This is a genomic window from Gilliamella sp. BG2, assembly GCF_046635645.1.
Lineage (GTDB): Bacteria > Pseudomonadota > Gammaproteobacteria > Enterobacterales > Orbaceae > Gilliamella > Gilliamella bombi.
The window spans coordinates 24,619-50,511 of record NZ_JBIDFF010000004.1; the positions used below are offsets into that span (position 1 = coordinate 24,619).

24 protein-coding genes and 1 riboswitch are annotated in these 25,893 nt (G+C 34.0%); of the genes, 8 read left to right on the forward strand and 16 right to left on the reverse strand.

All coding sequences use genetic code 11. The features are described 5' to 3' along the window. Positions 1–28: 28 nt before the first annotated feature. Complete coding sequence (gene dcd, locus ACGH6Q_RS02655) at positions 29–610, reverse strand: dCTP deaminase (protein ID WP_296317638.1); 582 nt, start codon at positions 608–610, stop codon at positions 29–31. 70 nt (positions 611–680) lie between these two features. After that, the gene (mltA, locus tag ACGH6Q_RS02660) at positions 681–1,772 is read right to left on the reverse strand and encodes a murein transglycosylase A (RefSeq protein ID WP_296317636.1); all 1,092 of its coding nucleotides are present in this window, start codon (positions 1,770–1,772) and stop codon (positions 681–683) included. A 197-nt stretch (positions 1,773–1,969) separates the two neighbouring features. Between mltA and cycA the strand changes: the two genes are divergently transcribed. Continuing rightward, entirely contained in the window at positions 1,970–3,343 is a 1,374-nt protein-coding gene (gene cycA / locus ACGH6Q_RS02665) for a D-serine/D-alanine/glycine transporter (RefSeq protein ID WP_174798591.1), read from the forward strand. A gap of 57 nt (positions 3,344–3,400) precedes the next feature. Here the strand turns inward: cycA and ACGH6Q_RS02670 are convergent, their stop codons facing one another. After that, positions 3,401–4,414 (reverse strand): TerC/Alx family metal homeostasis membrane protein, encoded by a 1,014-nt coding sequence (locus ACGH6Q_RS02670; RefSeq protein WP_411578170.1) that lies wholly within the window; start codon positions 4,412–4,414, stop codon positions 3,401–3,403. A 178-nt stretch (positions 4,415–4,592) separates the two neighbouring features. Between ACGH6Q_RS02670 and dacB the strand changes: the two genes are divergently transcribed. Further along, positions 4,593–6,029 carry a serine-type D-Ala-D-Ala carboxypeptidase gene (dacB, locus tag ACGH6Q_RS02675; RefSeq protein ID WP_174798589.1) on the forward strand — a complete coding sequence of 479 codons (1,437 nt, stop codon included), beginning with the start codon at positions 4,593–4,595 and terminating at the stop codon, positions 6,027–6,029. A gap of 61 nt (positions 6,030–6,090) precedes the next feature. Here the strand turns inward: dacB and ACGH6Q_RS02680 are convergent, their stop codons facing one another. Then, the gene (locus tag ACGH6Q_RS02680; protein WP_411591740.1) at positions 6,091–7,926 is read right to left on the reverse strand and encodes an ABC transporter ATP-binding protein; all 1,836 of its coding nucleotides are present in this window, start codon (positions 7,924–7,926) and stop codon (positions 6,091–6,093) included. A 235-nt stretch (positions 7,927–8,161) separates the two neighbouring features. Continuing rightward, positions 8,162–8,851, reverse strand: a complete 690-nt coding sequence (locus tag ACGH6Q_RS02685; protein ID WP_034909729.1) for a helix-turn-helix transcriptional regulator — start codon at positions 8,849–8,851, stop codon at positions 8,162–8,164. A gap of 605 nt (positions 8,852–9,456) precedes the next feature. Between ACGH6Q_RS02685 and ACGH6Q_RS02690 the strand changes: the two genes are divergently transcribed. Then, positions 9,457–9,636, forward strand: coding sequence for a Sec-independent protein translocase subunit TatA (locus ACGH6Q_RS02690; protein ID WP_034909727.1), 180 nt, complete (start codon positions 9,457–9,459; stop codon positions 9,634–9,636). A 15-nt stretch (positions 9,637–9,651) separates the two neighbouring features. Further along, entirely contained in the window at positions 9,652–10,836 is a 1,185-nt protein-coding gene (locus ACGH6Q_RS02695; protein ID WP_296300738.1) for an FAD-dependent monooxygenase, read from the forward strand. Between the two features lie 241 nt (positions 10,837–11,077). On the opposite strand, the gene mutY is transcribed toward ACGH6Q_RS02695, so the two are convergent. From mutY to raiA, 3 genes are all read right to left on the reverse strand, one after another. Beyond that, positions 11,078–12,118: an A/G-specific adenine glycosylase gene (gene mutY / locus ACGH6Q_RS02700; protein WP_411578201.1), complete on the reverse strand. Its 1,041-nt coding sequence runs from the start codon at positions 12,116–12,118 to the stop codon at positions 11,078–11,080. 5 nt (positions 12,119–12,123) lie between these two features. After that, on the reverse strand, positions 12,124–13,275 hold the full coding sequence (gene pheA / locus ACGH6Q_RS02705) for a bifunctional chorismate mutase/prephenate dehydratase (protein ID WP_085164417.1): 1,152 nt from the start codon (positions 13,273–13,275) through the stop codon (positions 12,124–12,126). A 100-nt stretch (positions 13,276–13,375) separates the two neighbouring features. Beyond that, positions 13,376–13,708, reverse strand: a complete 333-nt coding sequence (gene raiA / locus ACGH6Q_RS02710; protein ID WP_065589529.1) for a ribosome-associated translation inhibitor RaiA — start codon at positions 13,706–13,708, stop codon at positions 13,376–13,378. Positions 13,709–14,023: 315 nt separating this feature from the next. Between raiA and trmJ the strand changes: the two genes are divergently transcribed. After that, entirely contained in the window at positions 14,024–14,713 is a 690-nt protein-coding gene (gene trmJ / locus ACGH6Q_RS02715) for a tRNA (cytosine(32)/uridine(32)-2'-O)-methyltransferase TrmJ (RefSeq protein WP_411591840.1), read from the forward strand. Positions 14,714–14,814: 101 nt separating this feature from the next. Here the strand turns inward: trmJ and cysS are convergent, their stop codons facing one another. From cysS to mog, 5 genes are all read right to left on the reverse strand, one after another. After that, positions 14,815–16,212 (reverse strand): cysteine--tRNA ligase, encoded by a 1,398-nt coding sequence (cysS, locus tag ACGH6Q_RS02720; protein WP_065589530.1) that lies wholly within the window; start codon positions 16,210–16,212, stop codon positions 14,815–14,817. 243 nt (positions 16,213–16,455) lie between these two features. Next, the gene (locus ACGH6Q_RS02725) at positions 16,456–16,701 is read right to left on the reverse strand and encodes a GlsB/YeaQ/YmgE family stress response membrane protein (protein WP_065589531.1); all 246 of its coding nucleotides are present in this window, start codon (positions 16,699–16,701) and stop codon (positions 16,456–16,458) included. Positions 16,702–17,006: 305 nt separating this feature from the next. Then, positions 17,007–18,371, reverse strand: a complete 1,365-nt coding sequence (gene lysC, locus ACGH6Q_RS02730) for a lysine-sensitive aspartokinase 3 (protein WP_065589532.1) — start codon at positions 18,369–18,371, stop codon at positions 17,007–17,009. 74 nt (positions 18,372–18,445) lie between these two features. Continuing rightward, a riboswitch (Lysine riboswitch) is annotated at positions 18,446–18,619 on the reverse strand. A gap of 108 nt (positions 18,620–18,727) precedes the next feature. Next, positions 18,728–19,186 (reverse strand): transcriptional regulator ArgR, encoded by a 459-nt coding sequence (gene argR / locus ACGH6Q_RS02735; RefSeq protein WP_065589533.1) that lies wholly within the window; start codon positions 19,184–19,186, stop codon positions 18,728–18,730. Between the two features lie 163 nt (positions 19,187–19,349). Then, the gene (gene mog / locus ACGH6Q_RS02740) at positions 19,350–19,928 is read right to left on the reverse strand and encodes a molybdopterin adenylyltransferase (RefSeq protein WP_065589534.1); all 579 of its coding nucleotides are present in this window, start codon (positions 19,926–19,928) and stop codon (positions 19,350–19,352) included. 220 nt (positions 19,929–20,148) lie between these two features. Between mog and ACGH6Q_RS02745 the strand changes: the two genes are divergently transcribed. Both ACGH6Q_RS02745 and ACGH6Q_RS02750 read left to right on the forward strand, forming a co-directional pair. Next, positions 20,149–21,093, forward strand: coding sequence for an ABC transporter ATP-binding protein (locus ACGH6Q_RS02745; protein WP_065589535.1), 945 nt, complete (start codon positions 20,149–20,151; stop codon positions 21,091–21,093). Further along, positions 21,086–21,856 (forward strand): ABC transporter permease, encoded by a 771-nt coding sequence (locus ACGH6Q_RS02750; RefSeq protein ID WP_065589536.1) that lies wholly within the window; start codon positions 21,086–21,088, stop codon positions 21,854–21,856. The genes ACGH6Q_RS02745 and ACGH6Q_RS02750 overlap by 8 nt, the downstream gene beginning before the upstream one ends. 56 nt (positions 21,857–21,912) lie before the next feature. Here the strand turns inward: ACGH6Q_RS02750 and ACGH6Q_RS02755 are convergent, their stop codons facing one another. The 3 genes from ACGH6Q_RS02755 to accB form a co-directional block, all read right to left on the reverse strand. Next, the gene (locus tag ACGH6Q_RS02755; protein WP_296207069.1) at positions 21,913–22,551 is read right to left on the reverse strand and encodes a bifunctional 4-hydroxy-2-oxoglutarate aldolase/2-dehydro-3-deoxy-phosphogluconate aldolase; all 639 of its coding nucleotides are present in this window, start codon (positions 22,549–22,551) and stop codon (positions 21,913–21,915) included. Positions 22,552–22,616: 65 nt separating this feature from the next. Next, entirely contained in the window at positions 22,617–23,963 is a 1,347-nt protein-coding gene (gene accC / locus ACGH6Q_RS02760; RefSeq protein ID WP_174799493.1) for an acetyl-CoA carboxylase biotin carboxylase subunit, read from the reverse strand. A gap of 39 nt (positions 23,964–24,002) precedes the next feature. Continuing rightward, positions 24,003–24,458 carry an acetyl-CoA carboxylase biotin carboxyl carrier protein gene (gene accB / locus ACGH6Q_RS02765; RefSeq protein ID WP_065589539.1) on the reverse strand — a complete coding sequence of 152 codons (456 nt, stop codon included), beginning with the start codon at positions 24,456–24,458 and terminating at the stop codon, positions 24,003–24,005. Positions 24,459–24,826: 368 nt separating this feature from the next. On the opposite strand from accB, the gene ACGH6Q_RS02770 reads away from it, so the two are divergent. After that, on the forward strand, positions 24,827–25,873 hold the full coding sequence (locus tag ACGH6Q_RS02770) for a rod shape-determining protein (protein ID WP_065574434.1): 1,047 nt from the start codon (positions 24,827–24,829) through the stop codon (positions 25,871–25,873). The last annotated feature ends 20 nt before the right edge of the window (positions 25,874–25,893 follow it).

Genomic DNA, 25,893 nt, shown 5'->3' on the forward strand with positions numbered 1-25,893 from the left:
ATGTTCCTTCGTTATGGTTATCGATTATTCAGTCTTTATCAATACGACTGGCAACAGCACCATACTGGTCTTTATATTTTGCATCTAACCTCCGATTGTATGGTCTTGTAGCAGGACCAGTTAGCGTTTCAAAACTGAGCGCGCCGATTGTCATTCCAGGCCTAAGTGCTAATGGAATTTTTCCTGAATTATAAAATTCTAATACAATTTGTCCTTGCCAGCCAGGGTCGATACGATGAGCTGTAACGTGAACCATTAGACCTAATCTAGCAAGTGATGAACGGCCATCTAACCAGCCAACTAAATCGTCAGGAATAGTGACTGATTCTAAAGTTACAGCTAATGCTAACTCACCAGGATGTAAGTAAAAGGCGTCACCTTCAGGTAATACTATTTCTTCACTCATCACTCGTTCCAAGACTGCAGATACTTCTTCTTTTGGACCACTTAAATCTATATAAGGTGTAGTATGTTCTCGAAAAGTACGAAATTGATTACCTAATCTAACATCAACAGTCGCACCATTAATACAGCCTGCTGCAGGCTGTGGTGTTATTTTTAATTTACCATTTTTTAAATATGCTTCGATATCTCTGTCACATAATCTCATGAGTTATCCTTAATTCAGCTTGTATTACTTTATTCTAACAGGTTCTTTTGATGGCGTCGACGTTAGTAGTTTAAGGCTGTAGTACCCATGCGCGTCCATAATGGTTATAGTATCCGGCTAATTTTCCTGCTTTATCTCCTATTCCTAGATAAAGGTCAAAATGTTGACCTTTTATAGCACCACCTACATCAAGTGCAATCATAAGTCGAGTTTCTCGTCTGCCTCGATATTGCCCATCGTCTTCAAGAAGCGGCACATCAACTAATACTACAGATCCTAAAGGAATGACTGATTTATCCGATGCGACTGATGCATTTGCAACCAAAGGTATTTCAGCCGCACCCGTAACTTCAGCATTATATTGTGGATTAAAAAAAACAAATGAACGGTTTTGAATTAGTAAAGCTTTAATTTGATTTTCTGGTTTGTTTTTTGCCCAATCTTTAATTGATTGTATAGAAATTTTTTCTTTTTCTATTTCGCCTTGTTCTACTAATAATCTTCCTATACTAGAATAGCCATAATTATTTTTACCTCCATAGCTGAAGAAGACTAAAGGTGAACCATCTTCAAAATCAATATAGGCACTACCTTGTACTTCCATAATAAAGTTATCCATTAAGGAATTACTGTATGCAATTTCAAGATCTCTATCAGAAAGAGCTCCATTATAAATTTGTTCACGATTTGGTAGTTGTTCTTCATCACTAACAACAGGCATCTTATAAATAGGGTATTTAAATTCTGCTGTTGGTTGATGCCTTGCTTTGATTATCGGAGTGTAGTAGCCTGTTAAATGTACATTGCCATACCCATCTTGTCCAACCATTTCGTAACTGTTAAGTCCTACCTTGTAAAATTCATCAACCATTAAAGAACGGCTAATCCACTCATTTATTGCTTTATAAATATGTTCATTTTTTTTATATAAAGAAGGCGATGACGATTTAATTTTAGCTATTTGAATAATGTAGTCTGATATGTTGACAGGAATATTTAATTGAGGCTGATTAATGTTAAGTGGTAAAGATAATTTCCCATCTTTATATTGTTGGCCTTGATTAGTTGGTTTATTTGAATAGTATTGGCTACCAATAAAAATAGATAAAACAAGTAAAATACTAAAAAAATAAAAATAATAATAACGATCTTTTTTTTTCATCTTGGAAAATAATTATAATAAGTTAAGCAATATGGCTGGTTATGCTACACAATTCTATTATAAGAAACTACAGATAATTATTATGAATCCATAAAAAGTTTTCATAACAATTCAACTTGCGATTTTATTCTATAGACTTTATAGTCCTAGACTCTTAGTAAGTCGAGAAATATAGAAAATAAAAGGAAATAATAGCGATGAGCATTACATCCTCAAAAAATGATCTGAAGCGAAATCTTTCTAACCGTCATATTCAATTAATTGCAATCAGTGGGGCAATTGGGACTGGTTTATTTATGGGTTCAGGAAAGACAATTAGTCTTGCTGGTCCTTCTATTATTTTTGTTTATATGATTATTGGTTTTATCCTTTTTTTTGTTATGCGTGCGATGGGGGAAATCCTTCTTTCTAATTTAAAGTACAAATCTTTTAGTGATTTTGCCAATGACCTTTTGGGGCCTTGGGCTGGATTTTTTACTGGTTGGACATATTGGTTTTGTTGGGTAATTACAGGGATTGCCGACGTTATTGCAATTGCTGGATATGCGCAACATTGGTTTCCTGAACTGCAGTCATGGATACCAATGTTATTAACAGTTGCCTTACTTTTAACACTAAACTTATTAACGGTAAAAATGTTTGGTGAAACAGAATTTTGGTTTTCAATGATTAAGATTATTGCAATTTTAGCATTGATAGGAATTGGACTTGTACTCATTTTGACTGCTTTTCATTCCGAACAAACGGGTACCACAGCTGCATTTTCGAATTTGTGGGAATACGGGGGCTTTTTCCCTCATGGTAGTATGGGTTTTTTTGCTGGATTTCAAATTGCTATTTTTGCTTTTGTTGGGATTGAGTTAGTTGGCACAACTGCAGCAGAAACCGTTGATCCGTGCAAAAATTTGCCTCGTGCAATTAATTCAGTGCCTGCGCGTATCATCTTTTTCTATGTTTTTGCTTTAATCATTATTATGAGTGTAACTCCATGGGAGTTTATTTCTCCAAACAAAAGTCCTTTTGTAGAATTATTCACTCTAATTGGCTTGCCTGCTGCTGCAAGTATTATTAATTTTGTAGTATTAACTTCAGCAGCATCATCTGCTAATAGTGGTATTTACTCAACAAGCAGAATGCTGTTTGGGCTTGCTAAAAAACAAGATGCTCCTGAACCGTTTGGGAAATTATCGAGTCGCTCTGTACCGGCTAATGGGCTATTATTCTCGTGCACATGTTTGTTTGGTGGAGTTGTTTTGATTTATTTAGTGCCTAATGTCATGGAAGCTTTTACTATAGTAACTACAATTTCGGCTATTTTATTTATGTTTATTTGGTCGATGATTCTTATTTCTTATATTGCTTATCGTCGCAAAAAAATAAACTTACATGAACAATCTCAATTTAAAATGCCAGGTGGTATTTTTATGTGCTGCGTCTGTTTGGCTTTTTTTGCCTTCGTGATTGTATTACTTACTTTTGAGATTGATACTCGCCAGGCATTAGTGGCAACACCTATTTGGTTTGTTATTTTAGGTGTAAGTTATTTTATTCGATCTTTAAAACGTCAATAAATTTATACTAAAAATGGCAGGAAAACCTGCCAATATTTTTACTCTAATTATCGCACTTTATTTTTTCGGACAAATGATGCTAGCAATAATTCCTAAAGCTAGTGTGCCTAAAACGATATAAAGACTGGTAATTGGATCTATATCAATACCGTATCCAAATAGATGATTACTTGCATTTAAAGCCAATTTTCCGGCAATAAAAAAGAGTAAACAGATAACTGCCTTATCAAGATGAGCTAAATACTGTTTCATGGCTTGTAAAATAAAATACATAGTTCTAAGACCCAAAATAGCAAAAATCATCGAGCTATAGACAATTAACGGTTCTTGGCTTACAGCAATCACGGCAGGAACAGAATCAAACGCAAAGATAACGTCACTTAACTCAATTACAACAATACATGAAAACAGCGGTGTAGCATAAAAAACACTTTTAGGTATTTTACCAACTAAATTGCTATTCTCAGGTTTTGCAAGTTCTCTATCAAGTTGTTTTTTGGTTAATAAAATGTGATGACCGACAATTTTGGGGTAAGATGGAAAAATACGTTTGGCGATGCGAAAAGTTAAGTGATTTGAATAATCCTTTATGTCTTGACCATTATCTTGATTTTTTAGCATTATTATTCCAGTGCAAGCTACTAATATTGAAAAAGCTAATTCCATCCAAGGACCTAAATATAACAAACCTGTTCCAATTACAACAAATATGGCGCGGAATATAATAGCGCCAATAACTCCCCAATAAAGTAAGCGATGTCGATAATTATTAGGTACTGAAAACCAAGAAAAAATAGCCATAATGACAAACAAATTATCGACAGATAGTGCTTTTTCAAGGACGTAACCAGCAACAAATAAGCTAGCAGTAGTACTCCCATGATGAATGTATAAAAATAGTGCAAACCCCAGTGCAACAATTATCCAAAAAAGTGACCATATAATGGCATTTTTTAAACTGATAGGTTTATCGTTATGGTGAGCATATAAATCAACAATAATTGCAGCCAAGGCTAGCACAACAAATACCAACATGGTCTCTATTGGAAATCCTAATGAACTTTGCATCATATTTATATTACCTAGTTTTAATTGATTTTAGATAATTTGAATAGTTGGTTTATCTAATTTAACCGTAATATATAATTATAAAAGTGATAGAGTATATATTGCTAGCTAAATCAAAAAAAGTTATATTTGCAAGTCTTATTTAACTGTTTTAATTTAATAATATTTTGAGCCAGTATTTATGACAAAATTTAGGATAATTATTCTTACTCTTCTTCCTTTTATTTCGGGATTATTATATGCACAACCAGTAGAGCCTTATATATCTTCTTTACCTAAAGGAAGTGATTTATCCATTTTGGTTCAATCTGTTGGGCGTAATCCTAAAACATTAGCAAAATATAAAAGTAATCAATTCAAACAACCAGCAAGCACTCAAAAAGTGATAACTGCGTTAGCTGCTCAGCTTGAACTGGGTAATGATTTCCGTTTTATAACTCGTATACAAACCAATGGCTCAATAAGTAATAAACAGTTAAATGGTGATCTTATTATTCAATTAAGTGGAGATCCAACTTTTACTCGTGATCGATTAAAAAGCATGATTGCAACACTGAGCCAAAAAGGTATTGAGAAAATTTCAGGAAATGTGATTTTGGATACTTCAATTTTTACAAGTCATGATAAAGCATCGGGTTGGTCCTGGAATAACTTAACTGCATGTTATAGTGCTCCGCCATCTGCAGCTATTATTGATAATAACTGTTTTAATGCAACCATTATTCCGGGTAAGGTCGGTTCCAAAGCCTCTGTTACGGTATCTTCCAATACTCCTATTATTCTTACTGGTGATGTCAGAACTATCGCTGCTAATAGTAAGGATTTAAATGATAAATATTGTGAATTAGATGTAAACTACTCAGATAAAAACCATTACCATTTATCAGGATGCATTGCTGTAAGTTCAGATAAAATACCGTTAAAATTTGCAGTAATTGATAGTGTTGAATATTTTTCGAAAATTTTAAAAAATGAGCTTAAACAAAAAAAAATAATGTATACAGGAACTATTATTGAACGTAATCAAAGGACTAATGCTCAGTTGTCATTATTAGCCTCTAGCCAATCAGCTCAACTTTCTGAACTGTTGACAGTTATGCTTAAAAAATCAAATAATTTGTATGCAGATGCTATATTTAGGACTTTAGGGGCCCATTATTATAATGTTCAAGGTACATGGCGTAATGGCGGTGATGCTGTTAAGCAAATTTTACGTAAAAAAGCGGGTATAAATTTAGAAAATTTAGTTATTGCTGATGGTTCTGGATTATCTAGATTAAACTTGGTTAGCGCCGATAAGTTAATGGAAATTCTACAATATATTGCAGCTAATAATACAAAATTAAGAATTATTGAAATGTTACCAATTGCTGGAGTTGATGGTACTTTGCAGAATCGAAAAAGTCTTAATCAAGCACCTTTTAAAGAAACAATACGAGCCAAAACAGGTTATATTCAAGGTTGCTATAACTTAGCTGGATTTATCCAAAAGTCTGAAGGGGAATATGTTGCATTTGTGCAGCTATTATCAGGATACCAAGCTGATAATAAAGGAGAGCCCAAAAATAGTGCAGTCATGCGATTTGAATCGGAATTCTATAAAAATTTTATTAATTAATAAAGTGTGGTCAGGATATATATATTTTATATTTAGTATAAGTCCTGACCTTCTTTGTAAATTAAAAGTTATCGGCTAAAAAACCACAGCTCTGATGTTTCCAAAGCTGTGCGTATAAACCATTCTTGTTTAATAATTCTTGATGGGTTCCTTGTTCGATTATTTTACCTTGATCAAGTACGATTAGTCTATCCATTGCCGCAATTGTAGATAATCGATGGGCAATAGCAATAACGGTTTTTCCTTCCATTAAAGTATATAGACTTTCTTGAATTGCTTGCTCAATTTCAGAGTCTAATGCACTTGTTGCTTCATCTAATAATAAAATAGGGGCATTTTTTAAAATGACGCGAGCAATGGCAATACGTTGCCTTTGCCCTCCGGATAATTTTATACCTCGTTCACCAACAAAAGCGTCGTATCCTGTTTTACCTCTTGTATCAACGAGTGTTTGAATAAATTTATCTGCATGAGCCTTTTTGGCTGCTTCTCTCATCTCCTTTTCAGAAGCATTTTTGTTACCGTAAAGTAAGTTTTCTCGTACTGAGCGATGCAATAACGAAGTATCTTGTGTCACCATACCGATTTTAGAACGTAAGCTTTCTTGACTAACGGCAGTAATATCTTGACCATCAATAAAAATATTACCACTTTGTAAATCGTAAAAACGAAGTAATAAATTAATAAGCGTTGATTTTCCAGCTCCAGAACGACCGACCAAACCAATCTTTTCACCAGGTTTGATTGTTAAATTTAAATCTTCAATAATTGAGTTGTGTTGTTTTTTATCATAAGCAAAATGGATGTGCTTAAATTCGATTTTCCCTTGGGTAACATGAAGTGATGTTGCATTAGGTTGATCAATAACTGTTTTAGTGGCTGAAAAAGTATTAATCCCATCTTTAACTATGCCAATATTCTCAAATAAAGCTGCCAATTCCCACATGATCCAATGTGAAAAACCGTTTAATCGAAGCGCTACAGCGGTTGTTGTTGCAATTGCACCAACACCAATTAATTGATTGCTCCATAGCCATAAGGCAATACCTGTAGTGCTTAGTATCAACAAAATAGACATTAAATGATTAACAATTTCAAAGCTACTGACTAAGCGCATTTGTTGATTGACAGTGACTAAAAATTCATCCATTGATTCTTTAGCATATTTTGCTTCATTGCCAGCATGAGAAAAAAGTTTTACTGTCATGATGTTGGTATAGGTATCGGTTACTCGTCCTGTCATCGTAGAACGAGCATCAGCCTGCAAACTAGCAATTTTACTTAAACGAGGAATAAAATAATACATAGCAATACCATAAATTAGACACCAGCCTATAAATGGAATTAATAGCCAAAGATCTAATTGCCCGATGATTGTTGCCATAGTAATAAACGAAATAAAGACATAGATAAAAATCTCCGTCACTAAAAAGCAAGTATCACGAACTGCAAGCGCTGTTTGCATGACTTTGGCTGATATTCTACCAGCAAATTCATCTTGGAAAAAACGCATACTTTGATTGAGTACCAACCGATGAAGGTTCCAACGCATTCTCATTGGAAAATTACCAGCCAGGCATTGATGTTTTATAATAGTTTGTAATCCAATAATAATTGTACTTGCTATGATGATTAAAGCTAATATTACTAATGTTGTTTTTTCTTGTTGCCAAAATTTGCTAGGTTCAACAGCTGCAAGCCAATCAATAACCCTACCAAGAGTTGCATATAAAAAGGCTTCAAAAGCACCAGCGAATGCACTAAGAATAATTAATAATAGTAGAAATAAGCGAGTTCCTTTAGTTGATTGCCATATGAAATTAAAAAAATTTTTAGGCATACATTGATATTCAACTTTTGGATAAGGTGATACTAATTTTTCAAAAAATCGATACATATTCGGCCTGACAAATAATAGAGTTTTCCATTGATAATACAATCAATGATATAAAAAACGAGGATAGCGCAAATATATGTAAATTATCTATGCATTAAATTGTTACATGAAATTTTAGATATATCTGCGATTTATAATATTATAAATATTAAAAAGCTGATGAGGAAATATGATGTTTTATATTTCCTCATATTATGATTATATCTTGAACGTCAATATATAGCCACTAATGGTCTTAAAATATATCTTTTATAATAAGTACAACGCGTCCAACAATATGATATTTATGAAAGTCTACTTTAGGTACTTCAATAGTCGGATATTGGCTATTATTGCAGATTAACAACCATCCATTGAGAGTTAAACGAATCTTTCTCAAAAAGGTAATATCTTCATATTCAATTAAATAGATTGCACCATCAATAATCTCATTTATTTCTGTATTAAGAATCAACCCGTTATTATTCTTTATTTCTGGTGACATTAAATCGCCTTTAGCCCAGTATATAATTAATTTTTTAGCATCCAAACCTCGATGCTTAACCCAACCTTCAACAATAGGATAATTCATTACTGGAGGCGTTTCTCTAACAAAACGCTCTTTTTGTGCTTCTTCTTTTGTTGGTAACTGTTTTTTATATACGGGGATACGATAAATATTTTCGTTATAGACTTCTTCACTGTCTTTAGGATCTAATACTTCTAATTTATGTCCAGTAGCAAGCCAATTAAAGGAAACATTACATTTTTCAGCAATAACTTCTAAACGTGTAAGTGATGGATATGTTTTACCAGATAAATAATCTCGGATTACTGTTTCTGACATATCACATTTTTTAGCGAAGGCTGATACAGATAAACCTTGCATTGAGCTATATAGTCTATCTTTAAAAGTTTTAATATTATTATTTTTAATTGTATTCATCTTTGAACCATTATTTCTTGCATAAGTTTATTAATTATAATGTATTTTTTTTGTTTTTGTATACGTTAATAACATTGAAAATCTATTAGTTTGGTTTTATTCCTATGCTAATTTGTTTTTTTATTTTATATCTTGTTTTTTCATTTTTTTATAGTTGTTGATTTTTTTGGAAAAAAACTATTTATTATTTTTTTCTGCTTGAGAATGCGTATTTTTGTGCTAAAAAATTTATTACTGTGTTAATTAAAAGTTTTTTATTGTCTATTTGATATTTATCAAAAGTTACTTTGGTGGTGGTTTTTTGTATTATTATGATTTTATTTAATTTTTATTTTTTGTATGGAAATAAATTAAATTGAAAAAAGAAATAAAAACGTTGACGAAAGCGAAAAAAAATGGATAATAAGCAGGGTAAGGATTTTTCATTGTTTTCTTTCCTTATATTCCTTATATTTCATGTTGGCCTGTATAGTTTTATACAGGTCTTTTTTTATTTTTGAACTATTCATGAAATCCCTTCACAAAAAGAGTATAATCAGTTTCCTATAGAATCTGTTTTAAAGCTTATCCTAACAGAGCGTTGTATTTATTGAGAGGATTTGATTATGTCTTTTAGCATTCCACATCTTTTAGTGTTTCTTGCCGTAGTGATTTTATTATTTGGCACTAAGAAGTTACGTAATTTAGGTTCGGATCTTGGTTTAGCGTTGAAAGGCTTTAAAAAAGCGATGAATGATGACGAAGTTGAATCAAAAAGTGATAATAAGTTAGATGATAATAAATAGTTGCATTTATTTAGTATGAATTTACAATTTGACGTAGTAATTGTTGGTGGTGGATTAGTTGGTTTAGCCACTGCTTGTGCACTTAGCCAATGTGATTTAAACATTGCGATTATAGATACTAAACTTTGTCAGCATGAATTCTTGCCTCATGCTGAAATAAGTATTAGAGCTTCTGCTATTAATGGCGCTAGCCAGCGCTACTTTTCAAAAATTGGTATATGGGATGATTTATGCAATAGCAACCGTGTACAGGAATTTGCTGAGATAGGTGTATGGGAAAAAAATGGTCAAGCCCATTTGTCTGCCCAAGCCAAAGATTACGGTTATTCTAATCTTGGATACATAATTGAAAATAATGTCATTTCTCATTACCTTTACCAGTTTGCCTTAAACTGTTCGAATATTAAGATTTATAGGCATGAAGCAGTTGATTGCACATTTAATGATGATTTTGCCTTTTTAACACTTGCAAATAAAACTGTTTTACAAGCTAAATTAATGATAGGGGCTGATGGTGCTCATTCTTGGGTGCGTAGGAGTGAAAATATTTCTGTTCTTGAGCGTGATTATCTTCATCATGCTGTGATTACAACTGTTCAAACTGAATATCCTCATCAATCCTGTGCTAGACAAGTGTTTTATCCCAATGGAATTATTGCTTTTCTTCCTCTTTGGAATGTAAATAAAAGTTGTTTAGTTTGGTCGACAAAACCAGATAATGCGTCTACTTTAACTTCACTTTCTGAATCAGAATTTTCGAACGAATTATTTCGGTTGACTGGTGATAAAGTTGGTAAATGCCAGTTAATTAACCCTAGAATGGTATTCCCATTAAAAGCGCGATTTGCTAAACAATTTATTAAGCATCGGTTAGTACTTATTGGCGATGCTGCTCATACTATTCACCCTTTAGCAGGACAAGGGGTAAATTTAGGTTTACAAGATTCTGCTTTATTAGTTTCAACCATTAAACAATTAATCGAAACTAATAAAGATATTGGGCTTGTAAAAAATTTAAAATCATTTGAGTTTAATCGTCGCAAAGATGCGTTAGTTATGCTCACGGCCATGCAAACTATTCAAGATATGTTTAATGGAGATAATTTGTTGAAAAAGACGTTAAGAACAATTGGTATGAATGTTATTGATAATAGTCAGCTATTAAAAAAGCAACTGATTAAATATGCTATGCATATTTAATTTAAACTTATATCTAGTTATTATTGTGTCTGTCAAAAACTTTCAGGTAAGTATGTGTTTCAGTATAAAAATCAATTATGATACTTAATAGATTAAGAATCTATTCCAGAAATAACAATCCAACCATAAAATAAGTAAACTGAACTAAAGCCGCATGATCTAATGCGCTTAGCAAATTATAGTTAAACAAGAATAATAATGATGCACTAAAAAGTGCACCAATATTGATAATAAATCGTGATTAAACTGTTTGTTTTAATAAGTTATAAACAGGGGTAGCAAGACCTATTTTTGCGTTGTTAGATTTTAGTTTATACCAATAGCCACTATGTTCATTAAAACATTTTGTATACTTGGTAATGACACAATAAATAGGAAAAATATCTAAGTGAAAATGACTAAATGTGTGGCGAAATGCAACAAGTTGCTTTGGTGCTGTTGTTTCGATACCTTGTTTTTTTAACCAGTCAGTTATTGCTTGTTTACTTGAAAATTGAGGAAAACAATATAATCCTCCCCAAATACCAGACGGAGGCCTTTTTTCAAGCCAAATTGTATGATCATATTCTAGCATTAAAAAATAGGCTGTCTTTTGGGGAATGGCATTTTTAGTTTTTTTTGTAGGATAGAGTTGCCAGCTTTCGGTTTTATATGCTAGACAATGGGTTTGCAATGGGCATAAGGAGCATTTAGGTTTAGTGCGTGTGCAAACCATAGCCCCAATATCCATCATAGCTTGATTAAATTTTGCTACCTTATGTTTTGGTGTGACTTGTTCACTTAATTGCCAAAGTTTATTTTCGACAGTTTTAATACCAGGCCAACCTTCAACAGCAAAATATCGGGTTAAAACACGTTTTACGTTGCCATCTAAAATTGGATAATGTTGATTTTGTGCAAGAGATAAAATTGCACCAGCTGTTGAGCGTCCTATGCCTGGAAGTGCGACGACATCATCGAACTTTGTAGGGAACATGCCATTAAATTTATCCACAATTAATTGTGCTGCTTTATGTAAATTACGTGCTCTTGCATAATAACCAAGTCCTGTCCAAAGATGCAATACATCATCAATTGGCGCTTTTGCTAAATCTGTTATTTGTGGGAAGTGCTCAATAAAACGATTAAAGTAAGGAATAACCGTTGCAACTTGGGTTTGCTGTAGCATCACTTCAGACAACCAAACATGATAAGAGCTTTTTTCGACCTGCCATGGTAGCGATTTTCTGCCATATTGTTCATACCACGTCAGGACAGCTTGCGAAAAGTATTGTATTGTCATAGCCATTACATTGCAGCAACAATAGAATCACTAGGATAGCACCCTAGTACCTTAGTATATAAAGTCATTGATGCCAATTCTTTGAGAGCTGTTTGCATTTCATAAGAATGAATGTTACCTTGCAAATCGATATAAAACATCTCTTCCCAAGGCGTACCATGAATTGGTCGTGATTCAAGTTTAGTCATAACAATGTTGTGGTTACGTAATACCGATAGCGCATCAACTAAAGCACCTGCTTGCTGACCTGTTTTCATGAGAATTGTGGTTTTAGCCGGGATTTGATCAGATACTTCTATTGGCTGACGAGCTAACACAATAAAACGAGTAATGTTTTCTTTTTGATTGGCAAAATTATGTTCAAGGACTTGTAGCCCATATAATTCACCACCATCTTTATTTCCCATAGCTGCAACATTAGGTTGATTCAATTTAGCTACAGTTTCCATTGCTGATGAAGTACTATCGCAGTATATGATTTTCCAATGAGGATAGTTCTCTAAGAAGTTACTACATTGCTGGAATGGTTGTGGATGGCTATAAATAGTATCGATTTGCTCTAGCTGTGAATTTTGTATAGCAAGAACACAATGATCAATAGGTAAAGAGAGCTCACCAATAATATGTAGATTAGTTTTTTGCAATAAATCATAAACTTCATTAATTGAGCCAGAACTTGAATTTTCTATTGGTAAAATTCCATAATCTACGGCATTATTTTCGACTTGTTCAAAAATCTCTTTAAAGGTTGAACAGCTTAATTCAATCATTTCATCTAAGTGAGTGCTAGCATAGCGGCGAGCAGCAGAATGCGAATAAGATCCTTTGGGGCCTAAAAAGGCAACTTTGGCTGTGGTGATTGTGCTGAGATTAAGCTTTTCTTGCAAGATTTTTTGTTGTAATAGTACAGAATCTTCAATAATTAATTGATATAAGCGTTTAATGAAAATATCATCAAGATGATAGTCTTTGCCTTCATTGATTAAGGCTCTGATAAGTGAACGCTCACGATCAATGTCGCGCACAGGAATGTTTGCTTCAATTTTCGTATGAATTACTTGCGTTGAAAGTTGGCGCCTCTGGGCAATAAGCTCTAACAATGTTTTATCTAATTTATTAATTTTATCTCGCAAAGATAATAAAGGATTTGTAGCCATTTTTTATTAGTTATTTAAAAAAGATAGTTTGTATTATAACAAGCAAAAAAATAAAGGCACCATCAAAGTGCCTTTTTATTCAATCAAGAAAATTAACAAATTAAATTTCTTCTTCTAATACTGCGTCTTTTATGCTGTTAACCGCACGCCGAGATTCATTTTTGTGTTGTAGTTTATTAAGTTGTTTTTCAAGCTTATCAATAAGGTCATTTATTGCAGCATACATATCAATATGTTTGGCAGAGGCAACTAATGAAGTTCCTTTGGTGGCAATTGTTGCATCAACAATAAATCCATCTGGTTCTTTCGATAAAATAAAATGAGGGTTGATTAACAGTGCTCTCCATTTATCTAACTTCGAAAATTTATCTTCTAGATAGCTACGAATAGCAGGGGTAACTTCCATTTGTTTACTGGTAATACTTAAAGTCATAATTGACCTCCTCATTTTTTATCAACAAAGTTAATTTTAATGTTGTTATTACATTGGCAAATTATTTTAGTCTCGTTAATAAGATTTTTGTTTTTGCCTGATTTTTATTAGTTTAATTTTAAAATAGATTTCATTGACTAAATATTGCATAACATGTGGACGGGATGAAACTGATTTTACCATGGTTTTAATATATACTGTATTAATAATTATTTAGTTTATCCTGTGTTATAGTAATTATTTAATAATGGGGACAATGTGAGTTATTTAGATAATGTGAAGATTGTTTTGGTTGAAACATCTCATACAGGCAATATGGGCTCTGCTGCGAGAGCAATGAAAACCATGGGATTAACTAACCTTTGTTTAGTTAATCCGATCATCAAGCCTGATTCTCAATCGATTTCGTTAGCTGCAGGTGCCAGTGATATTATAAAAAATGCACAAATCTTTTCTTCACTTGAACAAGCCATTGCCGATTGTACTTTAGTGATTGGTACTAGTGCGCGTTCTCGTAGTTTACAGTGGCCATATTTAACTCCCAAAAAGTGTGGCGATAAGATTATTCAAGAAGCCTCAAATCTCCATACTCAAGTCGCTTTGGTATTTGGGCGTGAGCGTGTTGGTTTAACTAATGAAGAATTGCAAAAGTGCCATTATCATGTTGGAATTCCAGCTAACCCTAGTTATAGTTCTTTAAATCTTGCTATGTCGGTACAGGTTTTGTGTTATGAAATTCGCATGTCAATGCTCAATCTTGAAGATAAGCAATCAGGGTGGGAAAATGAGAATATGGCTGAAACTGAGTTTCCTATAGATGCTGATATAGAGCGCTTTTACCAGCATTTAGAACAAACTTTATTACAGACAGGCTTTATTAATGCCAATCATCCAGGACAAATTATGGGGCGTTTGCGTCGATTATTTACACGTGCACGTATTGAACAACAGGAACTAAATATTTTGCGTGGCATTTTAACTTCGATTAATAAAATTTTACATTGATGTCAAATAGAAACACCCACAGATTTGTGGGTGCTATTTTAAGGTTGATACTGTTTAATATAGTACCTTATCTATTAATCAAAAAATTAATTCTAAGTATGTTAGCCATTAGTTTTTTTGCGCCATGTTGTGCCGTTTGCACTATCTTCAAGAACAATATTCATTGCATTTAGTTTGTCACGAGCTTCATCGGCCTGAGACCAATTTTTGCTTGCTCTTGCTTCGTTACGTTGTTTTATTAATGCTTCGACTAATGCCACATCAACATCATCTTGCTTATTACCTTGTAAAAATTTAACAGGATCTTGCTCTAATAATCCAAGTACTGCTGATAAATAACGTAACTCAGCTGCTAATTCATTAGCGAGCTGCATATTATTATCGGCTTTGGCTTTGTTTATTTCACGAGCCAGATCAAAAAGCGTTGAATAAGCTTCTGGTGTATTAAAGTCATCATCCATTGCGTTACAAAACTGGCGATAATAATTACTGTCAGGTGTCGTATGTGGATGATTCGCATCAGTATCACGCAAGGCTGTATATAGTCGCTCAAGTGCCATTCTTGCTTGTTTTAAATTATCTTCACTATAATTTAACTGACTACGATAATGACCGGATAGTAAAAAATAACGTACTGTTTCAGCATCATAATGCTTTAATACATCGCGAATAGTGAAAAAATTATTGAGTGATTTTGACATTTTTTCTTGGTCGATCATTACCATACCAGAGTGCATCCAGTAATTTACATATTGACCGTTATGCGCACAAGTTGATTGGGCAATTTCGTTTTCATGATGCGGAAACATTAAATCTGAACCACCACCGTGAATATCAAAGTGATTGCCTAATTGATAGCTGTTCATTGCTGAACATTCAATGTGCCAACCAGGGCGACCTTTACCCCATGGTGAATCCCAACTTGGTTCGTTAGGTTTTGACATTTTCCATAATACAAAATCCATTGGATTTTGTTTAACATCAACAACTTCAACTCGAGCACCAGCTTGTAATTGTTCTAAATTTTGGCGAGATAAAATACCGTAATTCGGATCGCTGTCTACCGAAAACATGACATCACCATTATTGGCAATATATGCATGTTTTTTTTCGAGAAGCTCTTCAACTAATTTAATAATTTGTGGCATATGATGAGTTGCACGAGGCTCTATATCAGGCCGACGAATATTTAGTGCATCAAAATCGGCATACATTTCTTGTAGCATTCTATCTGTAAGTTGATCACAGGTTTCACCATTTTCGAACGCACGTCTAATGATTTTGTCATCAACATCAGTAATATTACGAACATAAGTTAAATCGTAACCTAAAAAACGTAAATAACGTGCGACAACATCGAAAGCAACGAAAGTACGTCCGTGACCAATATGACAAAGATCGTAAATTGTCACTCCACAAACATAGAGTCCAACTTTATTAGGGGTAATTGGTTGAAATATTTCTTTTTCGCGTGTTAATGTATTGAATATTTTTAACATTATAATTTACAGGGTAAAATTGATGGATTTTGCTAGATAATATAACAAAATTCTGGATATGACGAAATTACTTATTGAGAACTTTGCAAGCAAAATTGAGAAAATGTATATACCAATATAACTGAATTAAATTTGTTGAGTTCGTATAGATGTTTTTAAGACTGACGATGAGAAATATGATGTACTATAAACCTTAATCTAATTTAAATTGGCGGTTTACCCGCCAATTTAAATTAAAATAACTTATTGTTTTAAATGGCGATAGATATAAATGAGTATAATCGACCCAAGTACTGAAATTAACAAACTAGGGAAATTAAATCCAGTTACACTACCCCAACCAAAGAAGGTGCTAATATACCCACCCACTAAGGCTCCTGCTATGCCTAATAAAATAGTTTTAAAAACCCCTACACGTCCTAGTGGCATAAAAAACTTTGCAATCCAGCCGGCAATTAATCCTAGAATAACCCAACTTATAATAGCCATGATAATTTCCTTCTTTTATTGAAATTAATTTTAGTTTACTCAAATTAATTAAAAAATCTAACAGATGTTGATGCTCAATGTAATAGTTTTAATCAATTGATTAAAAATAATAAATGACGGTAAATTTTTTAATAATCAATGAATAAGGATTTGGTAGGTAAATGCTGTTGGTAATTTGTTATCTTATGATTTTTTTAATTAAAATTAAAGTATTTGACCATGTTTCCAACTATGGACATATACTTGATGAATATAGGAAGATAACTAAACGTAATTAAAAGGGAGGTTTAATCTCCCTTTATATATTATTGTTCGAAAATTGTTTTATGTAGAATTTTAATAATTGACTCGGCATCATTGCTTTTTGCTAATAAACAAAGATTGTGAGTACTTGCCCCATAACAGCAAAGCCTAATAATAAATTCATCTAATACACCAAACACTTCTTTTGCAATACCTCTGGTTGAGGTTAGGTTATTACCAATAATAGCAATGAGAGCTAAATCTTCCTCAATATCGACATGACAAACGGTTGATAATTCATCAAATAATTCTTTTGTTAATAAACTGTTTCCGTTGGTATTGGTACCTGTAGTGTCGATAGTGAGTGCAATACTTACTTCTGATGTAGTTACTAAATCAACCGAAATGTTATGCTTAGCTAATATCGTAAACACATTTGCAAGAAAGCCTTGTGCATGTAGCATATTTAAACTGGTTAGTGTTAGTAAGGTTTGTTTACGACGTAACGCCAATGCTCTGAAAACAGGTAATTTAGATGTGATGCTATTAGTGCTATAAACAATAGTTCCTCCATCTTGTGGTGCTTTACTTGAACCAACAAAGACTGGTATATTGCTACGTACAGCTGGAACTAGGGTTGCTGGGTGTAGTACTTTTGCTCCAAACGTTGCCATTTCGGTCGCCTCCGCAAAAGATATTTCATCAATGCGTTTAGCTGCTGGAGTAATGCGAGGGTCGTTAGTATAAATTCCAGCAACATCAGTCCAAATATCAATTTGAGTTGCACCCAATGCTTCACCTAGTAAAGCTGCTGTATAGTCACTTCCACCTCGTCCTAAAGTAGTGGTTTTTCCAGAACTTTCACTGCCAATAAACCCTTGTGTTACAATGACACAACTATTGTCTAGTGACTTTAAATGGGCACAACAAAGCTGTTTAATATCTTCAATTTTAGGTGTTGCTTTACCAAAGTTATTATTGGTGCGCATAACTTTTCGTACGTCAAACCACATGGCTTTTTTCTGTTTTTCTTTTAATATTTCGACAAACAGTTTTGAAGACATAATTTCACCGTGGCTAACAAGCTCATCGGTTAACGCAGGTGATGTTGCTAAGCTTGCCGCTTCTGACAATGAGGCTATATTGGCAATGATTTGGTCTATTTCAGCACGTAGTTTTGGATTTTCAGGTAATTGTTCTAGAATGTTGTATTGGATAGATTGAATTTTCGCAATATGTTGAGATCTTACTTCAGCGTCACGTCCTTCTGCTAATGCAACTAACAAATTTGTTACGCCAGCGGAGGCTGATAATACAACAACCTTTACGTTAGGGTTAGCTATTACAATATTGGCACTATTAACCATTGCTGGATAATCGGCAACACTAGTACCACCAAATTTAGCTATTACAAATGATGTTTCCATGGATTCCTCATATTAAAAATTTTTATTTTTAACAGAGTTAGAGCGGGCATGTTCTATTTACAATTAAAAAGTACAAACCATGAAGCGCTCCACCTGTTAAGGTGACAACCCAAGGGATTCAGCCCTTGCAGTCGATTTAATTACTTCTGGATGGGTAATCAAACCTCGGCATTACGTCCCCTCGATCATTTATTAGTGGTTCCAGTCCCTAAAATGACTTACCTGAGTAATGCGCCTCTTCGTTTTGCAACTTCTGTTACGAAATCAGCACTATATAGGATTAACGATTTTATTAATTGTGTCAATAGGTTAAAAGTTAAAAATTATTTAGTTGTAATATGGCAAAATGGAAAGATCTATAGCTCTCGTTCAAACAATTCAATAATGGTTTGATATAATTCTTTTACAGTACAATCTTTAGTTGGTGTACTAAAGATTGTATCATCACCAGCAATTGAACCTAAAATACCTTCCGATTTACCAATTGAGTCTAGTAATCGAGCAATGAGTTGAGCTGCGCCTGGGCTAGTACGTATCACCACCATTGAGCTATTGAAATCAATATCAATCACTAAATTTTTTAATGGGCTACTAGTTGTTGGTACGCTTATTTCTGCAGGTAAACAATAGACCATTTCGGATTTTGCATTTCTGGTTCTTACCGCACCAAATTTGGTTAGCATACGTGAAACTTTTGATTGATTAATGTTATCAAATCCTTGTTCTTGTAATGCTTGTACGATTTCTACTTGTGAACTAAACTTCTCTTGACGAAGCATCTCTTTAAATGTTTTTGTGAGATTAGCTTGTTTCATAATGTTCCTTGGCTTCTAATTTGTTACTCTTTACTACTAATAAATGTAGTTATAAGACTGATAATAAAGTCTAACTGATATTTAAACCAAAACAACTACTACCAATTTTAATGTATCAGTAGCAATTATTATATACATAATTATGCGTTAAATATGCATAAAATTAAAGCGTTGATTTAATTGCATCCTTAGGTCTATAAGATTTCACTATTTGGTCATAGGTTTCAATATAAGGTCCTTCTAGTAGTTGTATACAATAAGGGATACTAGCAAATATGCCACTCACAATAACATTACCTTGATCATCTTTAACACCCTCAAGTGTTTCTTTAATTGATTTTGGCCTTCCAGGTAGGTTGATGATTAGACATTTTTTGCGAATAACACCAACTTGCCTAGATAAAATAGCAGTTGGTACAAAATGTAAACTGATCTGACGCATCTGCTCACCATAACCGGGCATTACACGATCAGCGATTGCTAATGTTGCATCAGGCGTTACGTCTCTAGTCGCAGGGCCTGTGCCACCAGTAGTTAAAATTAAATGGCAATGTTGACTATCAACAAGTTCACATAATGTTTGTTCAATAACAACTTGTTCATCTGGAATAATATGGTTTTCGGTTGTAAATGGTGTTTTCAGTGCTGTTTGCAACCATGATATTAATGATGGTATGCCTTCATCTTGATAAATGCCACTTGATGCTCTATCTGACACTGAAACTAATCCAATCTTAAACATGATACTTATTCCTTAAGCAATAACTTAGACGCAGAATGATAATTAAAGATACGTTATTAGTATTTAATTAATAATATGTGTTTTATTTTAGAAATTATAATTTATTTATATTGATATAAATAAAACTAAAAAGCTCTTTACAATGATTGATTATATTGTCGATTCATTAAACATGATATCATATTATTAAAATAACAATTGATTCACTTAGGATATATTCATGCTATCAATTCCTGCACTTGAGTTAATCTCACTCAAGAAAATCTATAAAAACGGTGTAGAAGCATTAAAAGGTATCGATTTAACTGTACAAGCAGGCGATTTTTATGCTTTGCTGGGACCAAATGGCGCTGGTAAATCAACAACAATAGGTATTATTAGTTCATTAGTGACTAAAACTTGCGGGCAAGTAAAAATCTTTGGTTACGACTTAGATACCGATATTGTAAATGCTAAAAGACAATTAGGGATTGTACCGCAAGAATTCAATTTTAACCAATTTGAAGAAGTGTTACAAATAGTCACTAATCAAGGTGGTTATTATGGATTGCCCCGAAAAATCGCATTAGAGCGAGCCGAAAAATATTTGCGAGTTTTAGATTTGTGGGATAAACGTCATAGTCGAGCTAACATGCTATCAGGTGGAATGAAAAGGCGATTAATGATAGCCAGAGCTCTCGTGCATGAACCTAAATTATTAATTCTTGATGAGCCGACTGCAGGCGTTGATATTGAATTACGCCGTTCTATGTGGGATTTTTTACGTGAAATCAATCGTCAAGGTATCACAATTATTTTAACCACACATTATTTAGAAGAGGCAGAAATGCTCTGTAGAAATATTGGTATTATTCAGAGCGGCAAATTGATAGCAAACTCATCAATGCGTGAGCTATTGGCGAAAAGCCAATCTGAAACAATTGTTATTGATTATGTGGCGACGCCTAAGCCGATTGAGTTAAATGGCTATAATTATTTCGATGTTGAGCCTGGGATGTTGGAAGTGAAAGTAGATAAACAAAATGGATTAAATCAATTATTTGAACAATTAAATAAACAAAATATTAAAGTTATCAGCGTACGAAATAAAGCGAATCGATTAGAAGAGTTATTTGTTGAGCTGTTGCATAGTGATACTAAACAAAAAGGTGGCATTAATGAATAATTTATATTGGATTGCCTTAAAAAGTATTTGGCGTAAAGAAGTAACCCGATTTTTAAGAATTTGGATTCAAACCTTAATTCCACCTGTTATTACCATGTCGCTTTATTTTATTATCTTTGGTAATTTAATTGGCTCTCGTGTTGGCGATATGGGCGGTTTTAGCTATATGGAATTTATTGTTCCAGGCTTAATAATGATGTCAGTAATTACTAATTCCTATACCAATGTTTGTTCATCCTTTTTTAGTGCTAAATTTCAACGTAACATTGAAGAAATATTGGTGGCGCCAGTATCAACAAATATTCTTATTCTAGGATATGTCGGTGGTGGTGTGATGCGCGGTATTTTAACGGGTATTTTGGTTACTATTGTATCGCTATTCTTTGTTCGCTTCGATGTACATTCTTGGTTGTTTATTATTTTTACATTGCTATTGACCTCGATTTTATTTTCATTAGCTGGTCTACTCAATGCAGTATTTGCCAAGACGTTTGATGATATAAGCATTATTCCAACATTTGTGTTAACACCATTAACTTATCTAGGCGGTGTTTTTTATTCAATTACAATGCTACCAACATTTTGGCAATGGGTATCGAAAATTAATCCCATTGTTTATATGATTAATGGTTTTCGTTATGGATTTTTGGGAGTGTCAGATGTGCCATTATGGATCACATTTTCAATGCTTATTTTATTTGTAACTGTACTTTATGTAATTGCATGGCGACTGATTGATAGTGGACTAGGATTGAGAAGTTAATTAAAGCTAGGAAATAATAATTAACCGCCGATATTGTATCGGCGGAATATAATTAACTACTGTGCACCAGCAACAGCTTCCTTAGCCATCTCAGTGATTTTAGTAAAATCACCTTTTGCTATGGCATCCGTTGGAATAAACCAAGTTCCACCAACACATAGTACATTATTAAGTGCCAAATAATCGCGGTAGTTTTTAGGATTCACACCGCCTGTAGGGCAAAACTTCATGTATCCGCAAGGGCCAGAAAATGCCTTTAATGCAGCAACTCCGCCATTGATTTCAGCTGGGAAGAATTTTAATGCCGTTAAACCATATTCTTGGGCTTTTAATAATTCAGAAATAGTTGCAATACCAGGAATAACAGGAATAGGGCCTGCAACTGCAGCTTCTAAAATAGCATCGGTAATTCCTGGTGTAATAACAAACTCTACACCAGCTTCAGTAACCTGTTTTAGTTGTTCAACACTAGTTACTGTTCCTGCTCCTACAATTGCTTCAGGAACCTCTTTGATGATTTTCTTAATTGCTTCAATCGCACAAGCTGTTCTTAACGTTACTTCTAGTACCTTCACTCCACCAGCAATAAGAGCTTTAGCTAGAGGTACAGCATCCTCAATTCGTTCAATAACGATAACCGGAACCACTGGTCCCATAGTTAAAATTTCTTCAGCACTTCGTTTCCATTTTTTCATTTGTTTCTACCCATACCTTATTGATACTATAAAGCAATAATCCCTAATAAATAGGGATTATTTTGTTATTCATAAATACCTAATTTCTTTTCTAAATAATGGATATTTGTGCCACCTTTTTGGAAGCCCTTATCGTTCATAATATCAATATGAAGATCAATATTGGTTTTGATCCCATCAATAACCAGTTCGGCTAACGCATTTTTCATACGTGCTATAGCAACCTCACGAGTTTCACCATAAGCAATTAATTTACCAATCATTGAGTCATAGTAAGGTGGGACACTATAACCAGCATAAATATGCGATTCCCAACGAATGCCGAAGCCACCTGGTGCATGGAAGCGAGTGATTTTCCCTGGTGATGGCATAAACGATTTGGGATCTTCAGCATTAATTCTACATTCAATCGCATGACCTTTAATTTCAATATCACTTTGTTTAATTGAAAGTGGTTTGCCAGCTGCAATTAAAATTTGTTCCCTAATTAGATCAACACCGGTTATCATTTCAGTAACAGGATGTTCTACTTGAATACGGGTATTCATTTCAATGAAATAAAACTCGCCATTTTCAAATAAAAATTCGAATGTGCCAGCTCCTCGGTAGCCAATCTCGATACATGCATTAACGCAACGTTCACCGATGAATTTGCGCATTTTTGGCGTAATACCAATAGCTGGTGCCTCTTCAACAACTTTCTGATGTCGTCTTTGCATTGAGCAGTCTCGTTCACCCAAATACACAGCATTTCCTTGACCATCAGAAAGTACCTGAATTTCAATATGACGTGGATTTTCAAGGAATTTTTCCATGTAAACCATATCATTATTGAAAGCAGTTTTGGCCTCTAACTTGGTCATTTTAATAGATTGTTCAAGATCATTTTCTTCACGAACAATACGCATGCCTCGTCCGCCACCGCCACCAGAAGCTTTAATAATAACAGGATAGCCAATTTGCTTGGCAATTTGTTTATTAATTTCAATATCACTACTTAGAGGGCCATCTGAACCAGGTACACAAGGAACACCTGCTTTTTTCATGGCGTGAATTGCTGATACTTTATCACCCATAAGGCGAATAGTATCCGGTTTAGGGCCAACAAAAATAAATCCAGATCGCTCAACTTGTTCAGCAAAATCTGCATTTTCAGATAAGAAACCATAACCTGGATGAATAGCAGCTGCTCCAGTTACTTCCGCAGCTGAAATTAATGCAGGAACGTTAAGGTAACTTTTTACCGAAGCTGCTGAGCCAATACAGACGGTTTCGTCTGCAAGTAATACATGTTTTAAATCTTTATCTGCCGTAGAATGAACAGCGACAGTTTTTATTCCAAGTTCTTTACATGCTCGTAAGATACGTAGAGCTATTTCTCCACGATTCGCAATAAGAATTTTATCAAGCATATTCAATCTCTTAATCGTATTGTCAATAATAAATTCAGATTATTCAATAATGAATAGTGGCTGATCAAATTCAACTGGTTGACCATTTTCAACCAATATGGCTTTTATTGTACCAGCTTTTTCTGACTCAATTTGGTTCATCATTTTCATCGCTTCAACGATGCAAAGCACATCGCCAACATTTACTGTTTGGCCAATTTCAACAAAAGCTTTTGATTCTGGGCTCGGTGTACGATAAAAAGTTCCAACCATTGGGGATTTAATTGTTGTATCATCAGTTACCACATTATCAGTTACAACTTCTGTTTGAACGGTTGGAGCAACTACAACAGGAGCTGGTTGAGGAATTTGAATATTTTGTACTGGCGCAGAATAGTTTGTAGTAGGAGCAGCTCGACTAATTCGAACTGATTCCTCACCTTCAGAAATTTCAAGCTCTGAAATACCTGACTCTTCAACTAATTCAATTAACTTTTTAATTTTGCGTATATCCATGAATTACACCGTGTTTATTTGATATAAGTAACAATTATTTAAATGCATCCTTATTATCGACTAAAGCTGTTTTTTAGTCGGTAATAAAGTTGTAACTCAACATTAACGCGGAAGAATACACTGTAAAACAGATTTTGTCATTATATATCTCCTTTACAATCACTTGTTATACTATTTTCTAGGTATTATTTTATAATTGCGATACAATATCGACCGTTAATTACTATTGAGATTTGCTATGGTTTGAAAGGATTAAATAATACTCCATTTAGCCTTGATAAATTTGAAATATTTATTTTTTGATTCCATGGTGGTTTTTAATACTGAAATATACTTAAACAAGATTAATTCTAGGAAGAGTTTTTATTATGTTCAAAAAAGTTCGTGGCTTGTTTTCAAATGATTTATCAATCGATTTAGGTACAGCGAATACACTTATTTATGTAAAAGGGCAAGGTATAGTATTAAACGAACCTTCTGTTGTAGCGATTCGCCAAGATCATCGCACAGGTACTCGAAAAAGTGTTGCTGCTGTTGGGCATGCTGCGAAACTAATGTTAGGGCGAACACCAGGTAATATAGCAGCCATTAGACCGATGAAAGATGGCGTTATTGCTGATTTTTCTGTTACTGAAGAAATGTTGCAGCACTTTATCCGTCAAGTTCATAGCCATAGTTTTTTAAGACCAAGTCCTCGCGTACTTGTTTGTGTTCCTGTAGGTGCTACACAAGTTGAACGTCGAGCTATCCGAGAGTCAGCCTTAGGCGCAGGTGCTCGTGAAGTGTATTTAATTGAAGAACCAATGGCAGCAGCTATTGGTGCTGATTTACCTGTATCTGCGCCTACTGGTTCAATGGTTGTTGATATTGGTGGTGGAACTACCGAAGTAGCTGTCATTTCGCTAAATGGTGTTGTTTATTCTGCATCTGCTCGTATTGGTGGTGACCGATTTGATGAAGCGATTATTAACTACGTTCGTCGCAATTATGGCGCTTTAATTGGCGAGGCAACAGCCGAAAAAATCAAACATTTTATTGGTAGTGCTTATCCTGGTGATGAAGTTCTCGAAATTGAAGTGCGTGGGCGCAATCTTGCTGAAGGTGTGCCGCGTAGCTTTACTTTAAACTCTAATGAAATTTTAGAAGCATTACAAGAACCATTAAGCGGTATTGTTAGTGCGGTAAAAGTTGCATTAGAGCAGTGCCCTCCTGAGCTTGCTTCTGATATTTCAGAACATGGTATGGTTTTAACCGGTGGTGGTGCTCTATTACGTAATATTGATAAGTTATTATCGGCTGAAACAGGTATTCATGTAGTAGTAGCTGAAGATCCATTAACGTGCGTTGCCAGAGGTGGCGGCAAGGCGCTAGATATGGTTGATATGCATGGTGGTGATCTATTTAGTGAAGAGTAATTAATAAGTTATTGTTGATT